Annotated in this window: 19 protein-coding genes; 9 read left to right on the top strand and 10 right to left on the bottom strand. The window is 53.6% G+C overall.

What is annotated here, in order from left to right:
• Positions 1-8 precede the first annotated feature (8 nt).
• Positions 9-383 carry a winged helix-turn-helix transcriptional regulator gene (locus tag ACUVOF_RS07455; protein WP_113269991.1) on the bottom strand — a complete coding sequence of 125 codons (375 nt, stop codon included), beginning with the start codon at positions 381-383 and terminating at the stop codon, positions 9-11.
• Positions 384-475: 92 nt separating this feature from the next.
• Here ACUVOF_RS07455 and ACUVOF_RS07450 point away from each other — a divergent pair, with 92 nt between their 5' ends.
• Positions 476-802: a nuclear transport factor 2 family protein gene (locus ACUVOF_RS07450; protein WP_447043719.1), complete on the top strand. Its 327-nt coding sequence runs from the start codon at positions 476-478 to the stop codon at positions 800-802.
• Positions 802-1,575: an SDR family oxidoreductase gene (locus ACUVOF_RS07445; RefSeq protein ID WP_447043718.1), complete on the top strand. Its 774-nt coding sequence runs from the start codon at positions 802-804 to the stop codon at positions 1,573-1,575. The genes ACUVOF_RS07450 and ACUVOF_RS07445 overlap by 1 nt, the downstream gene beginning before the upstream one ends.
• 24 nt (positions 1,576-1,599) lie before the next feature.
• Here ACUVOF_RS07445 and ACUVOF_RS07440 read toward each other — a convergent pair whose 3' ends face one another.
• Together ACUVOF_RS07440 and ACUVOF_RS07435 are read right to left on the bottom strand one after the other, a co-directional pair.
• Entirely contained in the window at positions 1,600-2,058 is a 459-nt protein-coding gene (locus ACUVOF_RS07440; protein WP_447043717.1) for a nucleotidyltransferase, read from the bottom strand.
• A 90-nt stretch (positions 2,059-2,148) separates the two neighbouring features.
• Positions 2,149-2,616, bottom strand: a complete 468-nt coding sequence (locus ACUVOF_RS07435) for a 2TM domain-containing protein (RefSeq protein ID WP_447043716.1) — start codon at positions 2,614-2,616, stop codon at positions 2,149-2,151.
• Positions 2,617-2,751: 135 nt separating this feature from the next.
• Here ACUVOF_RS07435 and ACUVOF_RS07430 point away from each other — a divergent pair, with 135 nt between their 5' ends.
• On the top strand, positions 2,752-2,970 hold the full coding sequence (locus ACUVOF_RS07430) for a type II toxin-antitoxin system RelE/ParE family toxin (protein ID WP_447043715.1): 219 nt from the start codon (positions 2,752-2,754) through the stop codon (positions 2,968-2,970).
• Between the two features lie 246 nt (positions 2,971-3,216).
• Positions 3,217-3,405 (top strand): hypothetical protein, encoded by a 189-nt coding sequence (locus ACUVOF_RS07425; protein ID WP_447043714.1) that lies wholly within the window; start codon positions 3,217-3,219, stop codon positions 3,403-3,405.
• Between the two features lie 395 nt (positions 3,406-3,800).
• Here the strand turns inward: ACUVOF_RS07425 and ACUVOF_RS07420 are convergent, their stop codons facing one another.
• Positions 3,801-4,160 (bottom strand): VOC family protein, encoded by a 360-nt coding sequence (locus ACUVOF_RS07420; RefSeq protein WP_447043713.1) that lies wholly within the window; start codon positions 4,158-4,160, stop codon positions 3,801-3,803.
• Positions 4,161-4,329: 169 nt separating this feature from the next.
• Here ACUVOF_RS07420 and ACUVOF_RS07415 point away from each other — a divergent pair, with 169 nt between their 5' ends.
• Positions 4,330-5,160 (top strand): AraC family transcriptional regulator, encoded by an 831-nt coding sequence (locus ACUVOF_RS07415; protein ID WP_447043712.1) that lies wholly within the window; start codon positions 4,330-4,332, stop codon positions 5,158-5,160.
• 43 nt (positions 5,161-5,203) lie between these two features.
• Positions 5,204-5,815: a LysE family translocator gene (locus tag ACUVOF_RS07410; protein ID WP_447043711.1), complete on the top strand. Its 612-nt coding sequence runs from the start codon at positions 5,204-5,206 to the stop codon at positions 5,813-5,815.
• Here the strand turns inward: ACUVOF_RS07410 and ACUVOF_RS07405 are convergent.
• The 4 genes from ACUVOF_RS07405 to trpB all read right to left on the bottom strand — a co-directional run bounded on the left by ACUVOF_RS07405 (position 5,799) and on the right by trpB (position 9,913).
• Complete coding sequence (locus ACUVOF_RS07405) at positions 5,799-6,119, bottom strand: hypothetical protein (RefSeq protein WP_447043710.1); 321 nt, start codon at positions 6,117-6,119, stop codon at positions 5,799-5,801. The two genes, ACUVOF_RS07410 and ACUVOF_RS07405, sit on opposite strands and share 17 nt — an antisense overlap.
• 346 nt (positions 6,120-6,465) lie before the next feature.
• The gene (locus tag ACUVOF_RS07400) at positions 6,466-7,515 is read right to left on the bottom strand and encodes an SDR family oxidoreductase (protein ID WP_447043709.1); all 1,050 of its coding nucleotides are present in this window, start codon (positions 7,513-7,515) and stop codon (positions 6,466-6,468) included.
• 308 nt (positions 7,516-7,823) lie between these two features.
• Positions 7,824-8,663 (bottom strand): tryptophan synthase subunit alpha, encoded by an 840-nt coding sequence (gene trpA / locus ACUVOF_RS07395; RefSeq protein WP_447043708.1) that lies wholly within the window; start codon positions 8,661-8,663, stop codon positions 7,824-7,826.
• Between the two features lie 23 nt (positions 8,664-8,686).
• Complete coding sequence (gene trpB / locus ACUVOF_RS07390; protein WP_447043707.1) at positions 8,687-9,913, bottom strand: tryptophan synthase subunit beta; 1,227 nt, start codon at positions 9,911-9,913, stop codon at positions 8,687-8,689.
• Between the two features lie 131 nt (positions 9,914-10,044).
• Here trpB and ACUVOF_RS07385 point away from each other — a divergent pair, with 131 nt between their 5' ends.
• The 3 genes from ACUVOF_RS07385 to ACUVOF_RS07375 all read left to right on the top strand — a co-directional run bounded on the left by ACUVOF_RS07385 (position 10,045) and on the right by ACUVOF_RS07375 (position 11,556).
• Positions 10,045-10,956 (top strand): LysR family transcriptional regulator, encoded by a 912-nt coding sequence (locus tag ACUVOF_RS07385; RefSeq protein WP_447043706.1) that lies wholly within the window; start codon positions 10,045-10,047, stop codon positions 10,954-10,956.
• Between the two features lie 74 nt (positions 10,957-11,030).
• Complete coding sequence (locus ACUVOF_RS07380) at positions 11,031-11,303, top strand: type II toxin-antitoxin system Phd/YefM family antitoxin (protein ID WP_447043705.1); 273 nt, start codon at positions 11,031-11,033, stop codon at positions 11,301-11,303.
• Complete coding sequence (locus ACUVOF_RS07375) at positions 11,284-11,556, top strand: Txe/YoeB family addiction module toxin (protein WP_447043704.1); 273 nt, start codon at positions 11,284-11,286, stop codon at positions 11,554-11,556. Before ACUVOF_RS07380 ends, ACUVOF_RS07375 begins: the two co-directional genes overlap by 20 nt.
• 28 nt (positions 11,557-11,584) lie before the next feature.
• Here the strand turns inward: ACUVOF_RS07375 and ACUVOF_RS07370 are convergent, their stop codons facing one another.
• Together ACUVOF_RS07370 and ACUVOF_RS07365 are read right to left on the bottom strand one after the other, a co-directional pair.
• Positions 11,585-12,184: a class I SAM-dependent methyltransferase gene (locus ACUVOF_RS07370; RefSeq protein WP_447043703.1), complete on the bottom strand. Its 600-nt coding sequence runs from the start codon at positions 12,182-12,184 to the stop codon at positions 11,585-11,587.
• Positions 12,185-12,225: 41 nt separating this feature from the next.
• Positions 12,226-13,167: a LysR family transcriptional regulator gene (locus ACUVOF_RS07365; protein ID WP_447043800.1), complete on the bottom strand. Its 942-nt coding sequence runs from the start codon at positions 13,165-13,167 to the stop codon at positions 12,226-12,228.
• Between the last annotated feature and the right edge of the window lie 48 nt (positions 13,168-13,215).

Here is a 13,215-nt window from a genome sequence, read left to right as displayed (position 1 = left end):
GGCGGCTCTCATTGGGTGGCGGCAGTGTCTTGATCGTTCTGTTCGGCTGGATGTTGGAAGTGATCCTTTTGCTCGGCCCATTTCAGTAAGGCATCCAGCGCTGGGCAGAGCGTTTGCCCCCATTCGGTGAGGCGGTACTCCACTTTCGGCGGCACCTGTGGATAGACTTTGCGGGCCACGATGCCATCCGCTTCCAGTTGGCGCAGCTGCTGGGCGAGCATTTTCTGGGAGATGTCGGGGATGAGTTTTTCGAAATCGGAGTAGCGCTGCACTTTTCCATCGAAGAGATGAAAGAGAATAATGAGCTTCCAGCGCCCTTCCAGCATTTTTAATACATTTTCCACATCGCTTGCGGCGGTAGCGGGCGTATAAATCTTTCTCATGGGTAAGCCACTTACCTTTTTGTGCGTTCTTGTTAACGCGTCAGTCTAGGCAGAAGATTCTCGCATATTAACCCTTGCGAGAGATGACCATCATGAGTTTGTCACTGCCAAACGCGATCAGCACTTACTTCAACATTAGCAACGGGGCGGATGATGCCCACCTTGGCGACTGCTTTCCCCCCGATGCCTGCGTGTTTGATGAAGGCGAGACGCACCGCGGGCGACCCGCTATTCAAGCTTGGATGCACGCTGCCCGCAGCAAGTTTGCGTATCGCGTCGAGCCGGTCAGCGTTTCCCAGCAAGGCGATACCCTAGTGGTTATCGCGACCGTGACCGGCAACTTCCCCGGCAGCCCGGTGCAACTTGACCACTCGTTCCAGCTTGCCGATGCGCAAATCCAGTCACTGGAGATCCACTAATGAACCTGAACTTGAACGGGCGACGTGTATTGATCACCGGTGGCAGCAAAGGGGTTGGTGCTGCCGTGGTGGCCCTCTTTCGCGAGGAAGGCGCGCAGGTGCTGACCGCCGCCCGTACCCGCCCCGCCGACCTGCCGGATGAGCTATTTGTTGCTGCCGATCTCACCATTGCTGAGGAGTGTGCCACGTTGGCTGATGTAGTTAACGAGCGCTTGGGCGGTGTTGATATTATCGTGCATGTGCTGGGTGGATCATCGGCACCCGGCGGCGGCTTCGCGGCCCTTGGTGAGTCGGAGTGGCAGCGGGAGCTCGACCTTAATCTGTTTCCTGCCGTGCGGTTGGATCGCGCCCTGCTGCCCGGCATGCTGGCCCAGGGTGAAGGCGTCATTATCCACGTCACCTCTATTCAGCGTGAGCTTCCCCTGCCTGAGTCAACCACCGCTTACGCAGCGGCCAAGGCGGCGCTATCTACCTATAGCAAGAGCTTGTCCAAAGAGGTGTCGCCCAAAGGGGTGCGCGTGGTTCGGGTGTCGCCGGGTTGGATTGAAACAGAAGCCTCTGTTGCACTGGCCGAACGGCTGGCTCAGCAGGCAGGCACCGATTACGCAGGCGGCAAGCAGATCATCATGAATTCGCTAGGTGGCATCCCGATTGGCCGCCCTTCAAAGCCTGCAGAAGTGGCCAACCTGATTGGGTTTCTGGCATCACCGCTGGCGGCTACCATTACGGGCACGGAGTATGTGATTGATGGTGGTACTGTGCCGGTTGTTTAACACTAGCAGTAGAGAAGAAGGCGACTAATTTATGGCGCGAATATCGTCGATATCGACTGGCCTTAAGAGCATTGTCTTATAGCGGATCAAGTCTTCTTTCGACATTAAAGGAAGCGTTAGGCCCAATAAACTGGCCGTTTCATAACGGTCAAACTCAATAGTTAGCGGTACCCAAACCTGACTGATAGCATCGAAGATCTGCGCGCCATCAGCATTCCCAACCTCCACCTTGATGCCTTCATATTTGAACTGTACGTAGGTTAAATCCCAGCCCTCCTCGCAGTAATGCGTGGCGGGCTTGGAAATATACGCCTTGCCAGCCTGAACCACCGCCGCAAAATGCATCCCGGGAACAAACAGATCAATGTCATTCAATTCACGCTCTGCTCCATATCCTTTTGCTGCCAGCCCACCGCAGATTTGAAAGGGGATATGTCTATCTCTCAGTAACCCCACTATCCATTGAGCGGCTAACTGATGCATAAAACCTCCTGCTTATCCTTCACCACAACCGCAAAACTAAATCATAAAGGCCATATTATTCAGCCTTGTTAATGTCTAGGAGAATGTAGATTACAGCTTTCTTCCTAACCTTTTTTCAATTTGCTTTTTCTCCCAGTCTGGGCCAAAAATATTCAACACTTCAAAGGCACTTAAACCATGGCTGATAATCCCTATTCCCCACCCCATGGCTGGCCACCATGCCCACATATAGCCCGTGCCAGTCACAAAATTAATAATAAATAGCAATGTAATAACCAACACATAAGAAGTGAGATGCGTGTAAAAATCCTTAATCGCCCTTACTTGTTCTATAACGGCTTTTTCATTCTCTGTCACTTGTATCTCATTGTTCATGTCGGGCTCCCGTTCAAGGTCTGCGACTTTAATTTCAAATACAGCAGCCAACGATTTAAGAGACTCAAGCCCCGGTTTTTGTCCTCCCTCAATTCGCTGGATGGTTCTTACACTTAATCCGCTGAGTTGGGACAACTGGTCTTGAGACCAACCTCGCTGCAACCTAAGTTTTCTAACAATCATCATTGACCCCTTTCTGCTGTTCTGAGAATTACTCTATAGCCCGACATGCACTTAGCGTAACGTCATAAACACGACAGCTGCCTGACACTTCAATATTTTCAATAAGTTAAAAACCTATAAAACGATGAGGTACTCATGTGCTCAACAGAGCAGACAGATACCTTTGAAATGTGGTTTTTCTCGCTTGAAGAAGCTGGCCGGGAGAATGTCCTGGCTTCTCTACTTCTTTTACGAGAAAGGGGCCCGATGCTCTCACGACCGCATGCTGATACGGTAAACGGCTCGCAGTTTCCCAATATGAAAGAGCTGCGCACAGAGCTTTGGACGCCCTATCCGGGCATTCTTTGCGTTTGACCCGACGCGTACCGGCATCATTTTTGTGCCGGTGATAAAGTCGGGAATGAAAAGCGTTTTTACGATGAAATGATTCCAGTCGCCGACAGAGAGTATGCGGCTCACCTGGAAACGTTAAAGTGAGGTGGTCATCATGGCACGCAAACTGGAAGACTTACAGGCAAAAGAGAAGCCAGAGGCCGTCGCCGCAGCAGAAGCGAAGACGAGCAACACGCTGTTTGAAATCAGGCTATCGAGATTCGTCTATTGGCAGAAAAAACGCAATCCGAAATTGCGGATACGATGGACGTTAAGCAACCAACCGTGGCGGGGCTTGAAAAGGTTGGCCAGGATATGCGCCTTAGCTCCCTTAAACGCTACGTTGAGGCGCTGGGCGGCCGCGTCCGTGTGGACATTGAGCTTCCCGATGGTAGCCATCATGGTTTCCCCGTTTAATGACCCTCTTTTCATCTCGCCCTAGCAATATAAACGACGATTGGCGTTGGCCTTAAAGTGGGAGCTTATGCTGTCGCGAGCTGAAGCCTACTCCTAAAAACAATGCCCCCACCGCATGTTTTAATTGGGCGCAACAATTACAGCACCAACCACTACCCTGCCTCATTACCATTATGTATCAACGTCTCGCGACTTCCGTATTGCATCAACCCGCCACGGCGGCATCATGCTTACGCTGGTCATGCTTGCTCTCTCCGCTGGGCGTAAAAAGCAGTAAACACCCTCGCCTTCGTGCAAGTGCTGCTTGGCGTAGAATTCGCGCTTGCCGTTTAGGATTGGCAGTGAAATGTTGGCCGCCTAACTTATGGCGCGAATATCGTCGATATTGATTGGCCTTAGGCCCGCGTCTCTGACCACACGGCTAACTCGTTGCCACTGGGTTCGAGGAAGTGAAAACGAAAGCCGCCGGGAAACTCGAAAACCGGCTTTACGATTTCGCCGCCATGTTCCACCACCTTGTTGTAAGTGGCTTCCAACTGAGCGCTGTAGAACACCAGTAAAGCGGCGCCGTTGGTGGTGCGGCTGCAGGCATCCGTTTGGTAGAAGCCGCCGTCCAGCCCTTGGTTGGAAAACGCAGTGTATTCGAGGCCGTAGTCGGTGAACTCCCAGCCAAACACCGCTGAGAAGAAGGCTTTGGTGGCGTTCAAGTCTCTGGCAGCAAGCTCGACGTAATTGAGTTTTTCATGCGCGGGCATGGTAGGTTCCTTGCGTTATGGTAGGTCTTCTTGGGTATGGTGTATGACTACCTGCACTTTTCGTTAAGCTTAGACCTTATTGGCATCGCGTCGATTAGCAATTATGTACAAGCATCCGCATACGGAGCTGGCATAAGCTAGGCGTTGTGACTAATCAGGAGGGGGCGGCATGGGTAACGAAAGCCGGTTTCAATTCATCAAAAGCCAGCATGTGCCAAGCCTGACGGTGCTGCACGCGGCGATGGAGGACTTCAGCTACGACCGCCATGCCCACGAGGAGTATGCCTTCGGCGTGACGCTGGCCGGGCGTCAGGATTTCTTCAGCGGCGGGCAGTTTCACCGTAGCCCACCAGGTAACGTGATTCTATTTAATCCGGAAGAAGTCCATGACGGGCAATCAGGCGGCGAGCGAGCATTGAATTACCTGATGGTGTACGTCCACCCCGAACAGGTGAAGCCGCTGTTTGCTAATGCCCTGGGACACGAGCGTGGCGCGAATTTCCGTTCCCATCAAACGCTGATTCAGGATGCCCCACTGCGCCAGGCCATAGTGGAACTGGCGCGCTTGGTGACCTCCCAGGTCGGTAGCTGTATCGATCAGGAGAATGCATTTTATCGGGTCATCGAGCGGACCGTGCAACTCGGTGGTGTTGCTCAGCCCAGCCAAGTGTCTACCCGCCCCGATACCCTGCTGGGACTGGCGAAAGCGTATATCCACGCCCATTTGGATAGGGATATTTCCCTTGATGATATCAGCGAGGCGGCACACTTATCGAAGTACCATTTCTTACGCTTGTTTCGTCAGCATTACGGCATCACGCCGCACCAATATGTGATCAATTGTCGGATCAACGCGGCCCGTTCGTCGCTGGACAGTGGCGCCTCGTTAACTGAGGTCGCTTTGCGCTATGGATTTGCGGATCTTAGCCATTTCAATCGCCGCTTCAAGCGTATTTACGGCATGACGCCCCATCAATATCAGCGCGATATCGCGCGCTGACCATCTGAGTTCGATAAAAGAGCTAATCAAAAGAGGTTTCACCATGTTAGCAATCGTCGCCTATGCCCTGGGCGTCATGTATACCCCTGGGCCTGTGAATCTGCTCGGCCTGAACATGGGCATCAATGGCCAGGCCAGACAGTCGGTCGGATTCTGCCTGGGGGTAGGTACCGGGATGCTGGCGTACTTATTGGTGTTGGGCTGGGCGGGCGCGGCGTGGATCGATGATGATGCGCTGGTGGTGGTGAGTGCTTTGGGTTGTAGTTATATCATTTATCTGGCGAGCAAAATTGCCCGCTCAAGCGCCGATTTAAGCAAGCCGGTTAACGCCCCTCGGCTGGTCAGTTATCGCGATGGACTAGTCATGCAGTTGCTGAATCCCAAAGCCATTGTCGCCACCCTGCCGATTACCACGTTGCAATTTCCCGCAGCAAGCATTCACGGACTTAGCCTAGTGATATGGGCATTCGGCTTGGCGATACTAGCCGCAGGTGCGCCCGGCAGTTACCTGATGATTGGCAGCTTAGTCGGCCAACGGATTAAAAACCCCATCATCGTTAAGCGCTTCAATTGGCTGATGGCAGGGTTACTGATTGCCGTGGCGTTATCGATTGGGTATGAGCATGTTTGGCTACCGCTTACTGACCGAGGCTGATGCCCAGGCGCAGCGCTTGCAGGCCGTCGAATTCGACAGTGACGTCGTCCGAGAATACAGGATGCCCCTTTACTGCCATATCAATGGTGGCTTCTGCGCCGCGATAAATGCCGGTGATTGAGATATCGGCTGACGTACTAATGGGGGCGGTTAGCCCATATTCCACGTTCTCAATGCTGACGGCGGAAAGGCCGCGATCATCTAACTGCTGCTGAACTTCCTGTTTGACCACCACGCCATAATAGAAATAAATGCCTGTATACCCAAGCGCCAGCACGACTATCAATGTGAAAAGCTTTCCCATGGTTGCTCTCTTAGTGACGAAATCCTGGCGGATTACATCATCGGCAATCCGCTTCGAGCGCCGATAATGCCTGTGGTAGCCAGCGTGAACAAGCGGGGAGAGATGATTTACCAATAGCTGTGGGAGATTGGTGTTTCGCTATGGTAGATTGGGATTGGGATAGGGATAGCGCTAGATAGTAGTAGAGAGATAGCCGTTTTGAGTCGTCATCGGCTATGGTAATAAACCATTATGAGCCTAACTACCCAAACGGGGCCTGAACAAATGAATGTCAGGCCCCGCGCGGCTATTTTAATAAATAGCTAGAACAGCTTAGAAAAATAACGAGAACAATGTCCAGGACAACTTAGGGATCACCAGCGCCACCGCCCGCGCCATGTATATTACCGGTGGTATAGCTGGATTCTGGCGACGCTAACAGTACGTATGTACCGGCTAGCTCTACCGGCTGGCCGGGTCGGCCAAGCGGCGTGCTTTCGCCAAAGCTTTCCAACGCGTCTTGGGGCTGGCCACCGCTGGGCTGAAGCGGGGTCCAGAATGGTCCGGGCGCGACGCCGTTGACGCGAATGCCTTTTTCGGCCAGCTGCTTCGCGAGCGCTTTGGTGAATACGACGATCGCCGCTTTGGTCATTGAGTAATCCAGCAGAATTTCAGGCGGATCGTAGGCCACCACTGAAGTCGTGTTAATAATCACTGAGCCAGGCTCCATGTGCGGTATGGCCGCCTGGGTGATCCAATACATGGCATATAGGTTGGTCTTCATCGTGTCGTCGAAGTCTTCGTGACTAATTTCCATAATCGACGGCTTCCACTGCTGCCGAGCAGCGTTATTGACCAAAATGTCCAGCCCACCTAATTGCTGTACCGCCTGCTCTACCAGCTCACTGCAGAACGAGGCATCGCGAAGATCGCCTGGGATGGCCACCGCGTTACGCCCTTCCGCTTCAATCAATTGAATGACTTCTTGAGCGTCTGACTCTTCTGCTGGCAGATAATTAATGGCCACATCGGCGCCTTCGCGGGCATAGGCAATCGCGGCTGCACGGCCAATACCGGAGTCCCCACCGGTGATAAGCGCCTTTCTTCCCACTAACCGGCCACTGCCTCGATAACTCTCTTCGCCGTGGTCTGGGCGGGGCGTCATCTCACTGGCAAGCCCTGGCCACTCTTGGGGCTGCCGGGGAAACGGCGGCTCGGGGTACTTGTCTTTGGGATCCTGCATTTGCCAGATAGGGCCTCCTGCGTCATAGGTGTTAGAGGTACTACCGGTATTGCCAGACGGCGATGAAGATGATGACTGAGCAAACGCGGGGGCGGCCATCGCAGCAGCCATACCGGTTGCAAGACCGCCCACCACTTGGCGGCGAGTAGGGTCAAAAGTGTTGTCGGGCTTCATAGTAATCCCCAATAAGTAATCGTCGTGAATCCATTCTTGGCAAATGGCCTAAGACGCGTGTGCTATCCCTGCTAAAACATACAATAGGGAAATGCATCAGCTCGAATAAAACTCTATTGACCCTAGTTGGAATAGCGATGATTACCAAGTGGAGTACCGGCAGAAACCAAAAACTTAAAAAATGATAGTTAAAAAGCTAAGGTTAATTAGGTCGATATAAAAAAGAGATGCAGGGAAATAATAAAAAGAACAGGCGCATCGGCCTGTTCTTGTTACATATCACTCGTTACTGTTTTTATATCAATAGATCAGCAGGCTTGAGCCTCACTCACTTTTCGACATGCCCTCACGCTTTCGGCCAGCTCGCTGACGAGACTGTGCACTCGCTCCACGGCTTCGTCGGCGGTATTGGCGTGTTCGATGCAATCAACTAACGCGGAACCTACTACCACTGCATCACTATAGCGACCGATGATGGCGGCCTGTTCGGCGGTGCGAATACCAAAGCCGACAGCAATGGGGAGGTCGGTATGTTCACGCAGTTTGCCAACCGCATTTTCCAGCCGCTCCGGCGTGGGGGCGCTGCCGCCAGTCACACCGGCCACCGAGACGTAGTAGATAAACCCGGAGGCGTTGGCCAGCACTTTCGGCAAGCGCTTGGCATCGGTGGTTGGTGTGGCCAGGCGGATAAAATCGATGCCATGCCGGGCGGCTGGCTGGCAGAGTTCTTCGTCGTGCTCGGGGGGAAGATCGACCACAATCAGGCCATCTACCCCGGCGCGGGCGGCATCCGTTAAAAAACGCTCAACGCCGTAGCAGAAAATGGGGTTGTAGTAGCCCATCAGTACAATCGGCGTAGTGCTATTTTTTTCACGGAAGTGGCGTACCATTTCCAGCGTCTTGGCTTGGGTTTGGCCGTTTCCCAGCGCACGCAGGGCGGCTTTTTGAATGGCGGGGCCATCGGCCATGGGGTCGCTAAACGGCATGCCGAGTTCGATGATATCCACGCCTGCTTCTGGCAGCCCATCCAACAGGCGACCCGAGGTAGCGGCGTCCGGGTCACCAGCAGTCAGGTAGCTGACCAGCGCCGGGCGATTTTGCTGCTTGAGCGCGGCAAAGCAGTGATCAAGACGAGAGGTGTTATTCATGACAGTCTCCTGGATTGCGCTCATTAGCTTTTGACTCCGAACTTGTCACCCAAGTAATGGGCGACGCTCATCATGTCTTTGTCGCCACGGCCGCTTAGGTTAACCACCATTAAGTGCTCGCGTGGCAGCGTGGGCGCTCGCTTGGCCACTTCGGCCAGGGCGTGGGCGGTTTCCAGGGCGGGGATGATGCCCTCCTGGCGGCAGCATACCTGGAACGCTTCCAGCGCTTCGTCATCAGTCGCGGAGACGTACTCTACCCGCCCCTGCTCATGCAGCCATGCGTGTTCAGGGCCGATACCGGGGTAATCCAACCCAGCTGAAATCGAGTGGGCGTCGATAATCTGGCCATCTTCGTTTTGCAGCAAGTAGGTGCGGTTGCCGTGCAGTACGCCGGGAGTGCCGCCATTTAAGCTGGCTGCATGCAGGCCGCTTTTTACGCCCTTCCCACCCGCTTCCACGCCGATCATCTTCACGTCTAGATCGTCTAGAAACGGATGAAACAGCCCCATGGCGTTTGAGCCACCGCCAATGCAGGCCACCAGTGAATCCGGTAGGCGCCCTTCTTTTTCCAGCATCTGCCGGCGGGTTTCGTGGCCGATCACGGCCTGGAAATCACGCACCATGGCGGGGTATGGGTGCGGCCCAGCCACGGTACCGATGATATAGAAGGTGTCGTCGACGTTGGTGACCCAGTCGCGCAGCGCTTCGTTCATGGCGTCTTTCAGCGTGCCTGTGCCCGAGGTAACGGGAATCACTTCCGCGCCCAACAGCTTCATGCGAAATACGTTGGGCTGTTGGCGCTCAATGTCCGTCGTGCCCATGTAGATCACACAGGATAAACCAAAGCGCGCCGCCACGGTGGCCGTGGCTACGCCGTGCATGCCGGCGCCGGTTTCCGCGATGATGCGCTTCTTGCCCATTTGCTTGGCGAGCAACACCTGGCCGATACAGTTATTGATCTTATGTGCGCCAGTGTGGTTTAGCTCTTCGCGCTTCAGATAGATGCTGGCCCCACCGAAGTGCTCGGTCAGCCGCTCGGCAAAGTAAAGCGGGCTGGGTCGCCCTACGTAATCATTCTGAAAGTAGGTTAACTGGCGCTGGAATTCGGGGTCGCTTTTTGCGTTGGCATATTCGTCTTGGAGCTCCAGGATTAGCGGCATCAGCGTTTCGGCGACGAAACGACCGCCGAAGCTGCCAAAGAGCCCGTTAGCATTGGGCAAGCTTGAAGATAAATCCATTGGTTTATTCATCACGACCTCTGAATGCGATTGAACAGGGCAATTTAAGATTGTGATGAAGATAGCGCAGGCAGGCGGTGATAAAAATCGATAAGATGTCAGCAACATGTGAGCTTTAATCAACTGTCGGACGAAATATACCCATGCAACACAGCATGCCACCGCTTAGCGCCTTGCGCGCCTTTGAAGCCACCGCTCGCTTGGGTAGTGTGACCGCCGCTGCCGATGAGCTAAGCGTCACTCATGGCGCTGTTAGTCGCCAGTTAAAAAGTTTGGATGAGTATTTTAACATTCCGCTCTTTACCAAAATGGGCCGCGGCATTGCGCTTACACCACATGGGGAAAAGCTACAAAGCGGCGTAGGCGAAGCGTTCACCAGCCTCAAGAATAGTTGCGCAGCGCTCAAACGAGATGTGGAAGAGGCGCCCTTTACCCTCGCCTGCCCCGGCAGCCTGCTGGCGCGCTGGCTGATTCCGCGTCTGGACCGCCTGCACCACGAGCTGCCAGAACTAAAACTAAAAGTCGTGGTGAGTGAAAGCGAGCAGCCGGGCACGCAAACGGATGCCAGTGCCACCCTGGCGTTTTCTGAGCCGCCCTGGCCCATAGGTGTGGAAGTATTCGAGCTGATGGTGGAGCAGATATGCGCAGTGGCAAGCCCGCAGTTGGCGGCACATATTGACCCCGCCGAACCGACAACGCTATTGGCGAACAAACTCTTATACACTGCCTCGCGCCCTCAGGCATGGCCGCAATGGGCCAGTGCCAAGGGGCTTGAGCTGACTCAACTTGAAGGGGCGCTAAGCAAGGGCCAAGGGTTCGATCATCTTTACTATTTGATGGAAGCGGCCGTGGCGGGTCTGGGTATCGCTATTGCGCCGCGGTTATTGGTAGAAGACGACCTGAAGAGCGGCAGGCTCATCGCGCCCTGGGGAAGTATCGAAACCCCCGCCCGACTCTGCCTGTGGCTACCTAGTCAAGCCAACGTTCTCACTCAACCCCGCCGCAGCGAGCCACTGGCTGAGTGGCTCAAAGGAGAATTAGAGCTCAATAAATAGCAGTTATTTACCTTGGTAATATCATCAAGAGCAAGATATAGTTGTACGGCACTTCCGTACATTATGGTGACGTTATGGATATCATTAGTGTTAACAAATTCAGGGACAACCTGAAAAGCGTAGTAGAACAAGTTATTAGCAGGCACGAACCCTTAAAGGTAACCCGTCGTGCAGGAGAGGCGTTCGTGGTGATTAGTGCTGAGGACTGGGAAAGAGAACAAGAAACGCTGCATGTTCTTCAGAATCGGGATCTCATGCAACAAATTGCTGCTTCTCTAGATACCCATAGTCGTGGTCAAGGATACCAACCTAATAATGAGCAGATGAATGAGATCACTGGTATTTGAGGGCCGTACGTGGGAAGCCTATGAAAAAATGCGTGAAGCAGATAAGAAGCTGCATAAAGCGCTCTGCAAACTCTTAAAAGAAATGCTCCGCTCTGACGATCCAACAGCTGGTATTGGAAAACCGGAGCCACTCAAACACAATCTTTCTTGCTTGTGGTCAAGGCGCATTTCACAAAAAGATCGGCTGATCTACCGGTTCGATGACAAAACTATTTATATTTTTGCCATCGGCGGACATTACGATCAGTCCTGATAATAGTTAATGGATGAAGAGCACGACGTTACCCCTTCTGCACTATCAAATAAGTATGCAACTCCGGATACTGGTCGTACTCCAGGTGTCTACACACCGCGCCTAGCGTAATCAATAGGGACAAGAAGCCGCTGGTACCAAGCGTGGAGTAGTAAATTTCTGGCCCCATGAAGTTATCAGTGTGCTCACCGGGTTCGTCGGTACCGCCGAAAGAGAAGATCAGTACTCCACCCTTATTCAGGCTTTCGATGAGTTTGGTCATCACACTTTCCTGCTGCGCTAGCGGAATATGCCAGATGCTGTCCCAGGCGGTGATAAAGTCGTATTTTTCCTGCGGCTTCCACTGACATATATCCTGATGATGAAAGATCACCTCAGGGTGATTCTGCTTAGCCAAACGTAACATTTCATCGGAAATATCCACGCCTTCAGGCGTAAAGCCTTCTTGTTGAAAAAAGTCAATAAAGCGACCGGTACATCCGCAACCGATATCGAGCGCCCTGCCTCGATTTTTAACAAACGACAGCGCTCTTTTATGCGCATCCATGCCGTTAGCGAGATTGAATTTCTCGCTTTGCCAGAGGTGGGTGATCTGATCGTAGGCGCTGCCAATATCAGTCGGTGTCATTGATGGCCTGCAGGATAAAGATTGAAAACTTAGTGACTATATCACCCACTCAAGCGCTCGCGGTTATTGGCCACTAACTCAGTCAGAAAGTCCGCCACGGCACGGGTACGGCCTGACCGGGTGAGATCCGTCTGGATGACCAAGTAGATGGGCTGATCCACGCCAATATCCGCAGCGACACAGACCAGTCCAGCCTCCAACGCCAGAAAATGCGGCAATACCGCTATCCCCAACCCCGCTTTCGCCGCCGCTAGCTGGGTCGCCAGCGAGGTGGTAGTTAGCGCCGGTTCCCGCCCTTGCAGAACGCACTCAACCCACTGGGCGGCAGGCAGGTGCGCCTGCGTTTCGCCCCAAGTGATAAAGGCGTCGGTGTCGTAATTACCGGTATCGTGGTGAGCCTCACGCTGCGCTACATAATTGGGGCTAGCGTAAAGCCCGAAACCCAGGGTGCCAAGGCGACGAAGCGTGACATTACCTCGCTCGGGCTTGACCATTCTAAGCGCCAAATCGGCGTCGCGGCGGTGCAGATTGACGGTAGTGATATCAGTCACCATCTCAAGCCGGATGCCGGGGTGTTGCGCATAAAACTCTGGCAACGCGGGCAGAATCAGTGCCGTAGCCAGGTTTTCAGCCGTGGCCAAGCGCACCCTGCCACTTAGCTGGGCAGCGCTAGAAACCCCGCTGGCAAATGCCGCTGCGGCGGCTTCCAAGGCTTCGGCCCTTTCAATGAGCCCTGCCCCCTCCTCTGTCAGTTGATAGCCTGATTGTTGGCGCACAAACAGCGGCAGCTTCAAGGTATTTTCTAACCGTTCAATGCGTCGGGAGAGCGTCGCGATGCCCAGGTGAAGTTCCGTTGCCGCGCCACTCAAGGTGCCATGGCGGGCTACTGCCAGAAAGGTGCGGGTATCGTCCCAGACCCAGCCGTGAGGCATCTGTTTTCCAATATCGGAAACCGGGTTATCGAATTCGTTAATTTTTTTCATTAATGGATAGTGCCACGCTGTGAGTGCGCCACTCAAGAACGATTCAAG

Source organism: Vreelandella sp. H-I2 (assembly GCF_052959335.1).
The sequence above is the reverse complement of the archived record's forward strand: the minus strand, read 5'-3'. Positions and strand labels throughout refer to the sequence as shown.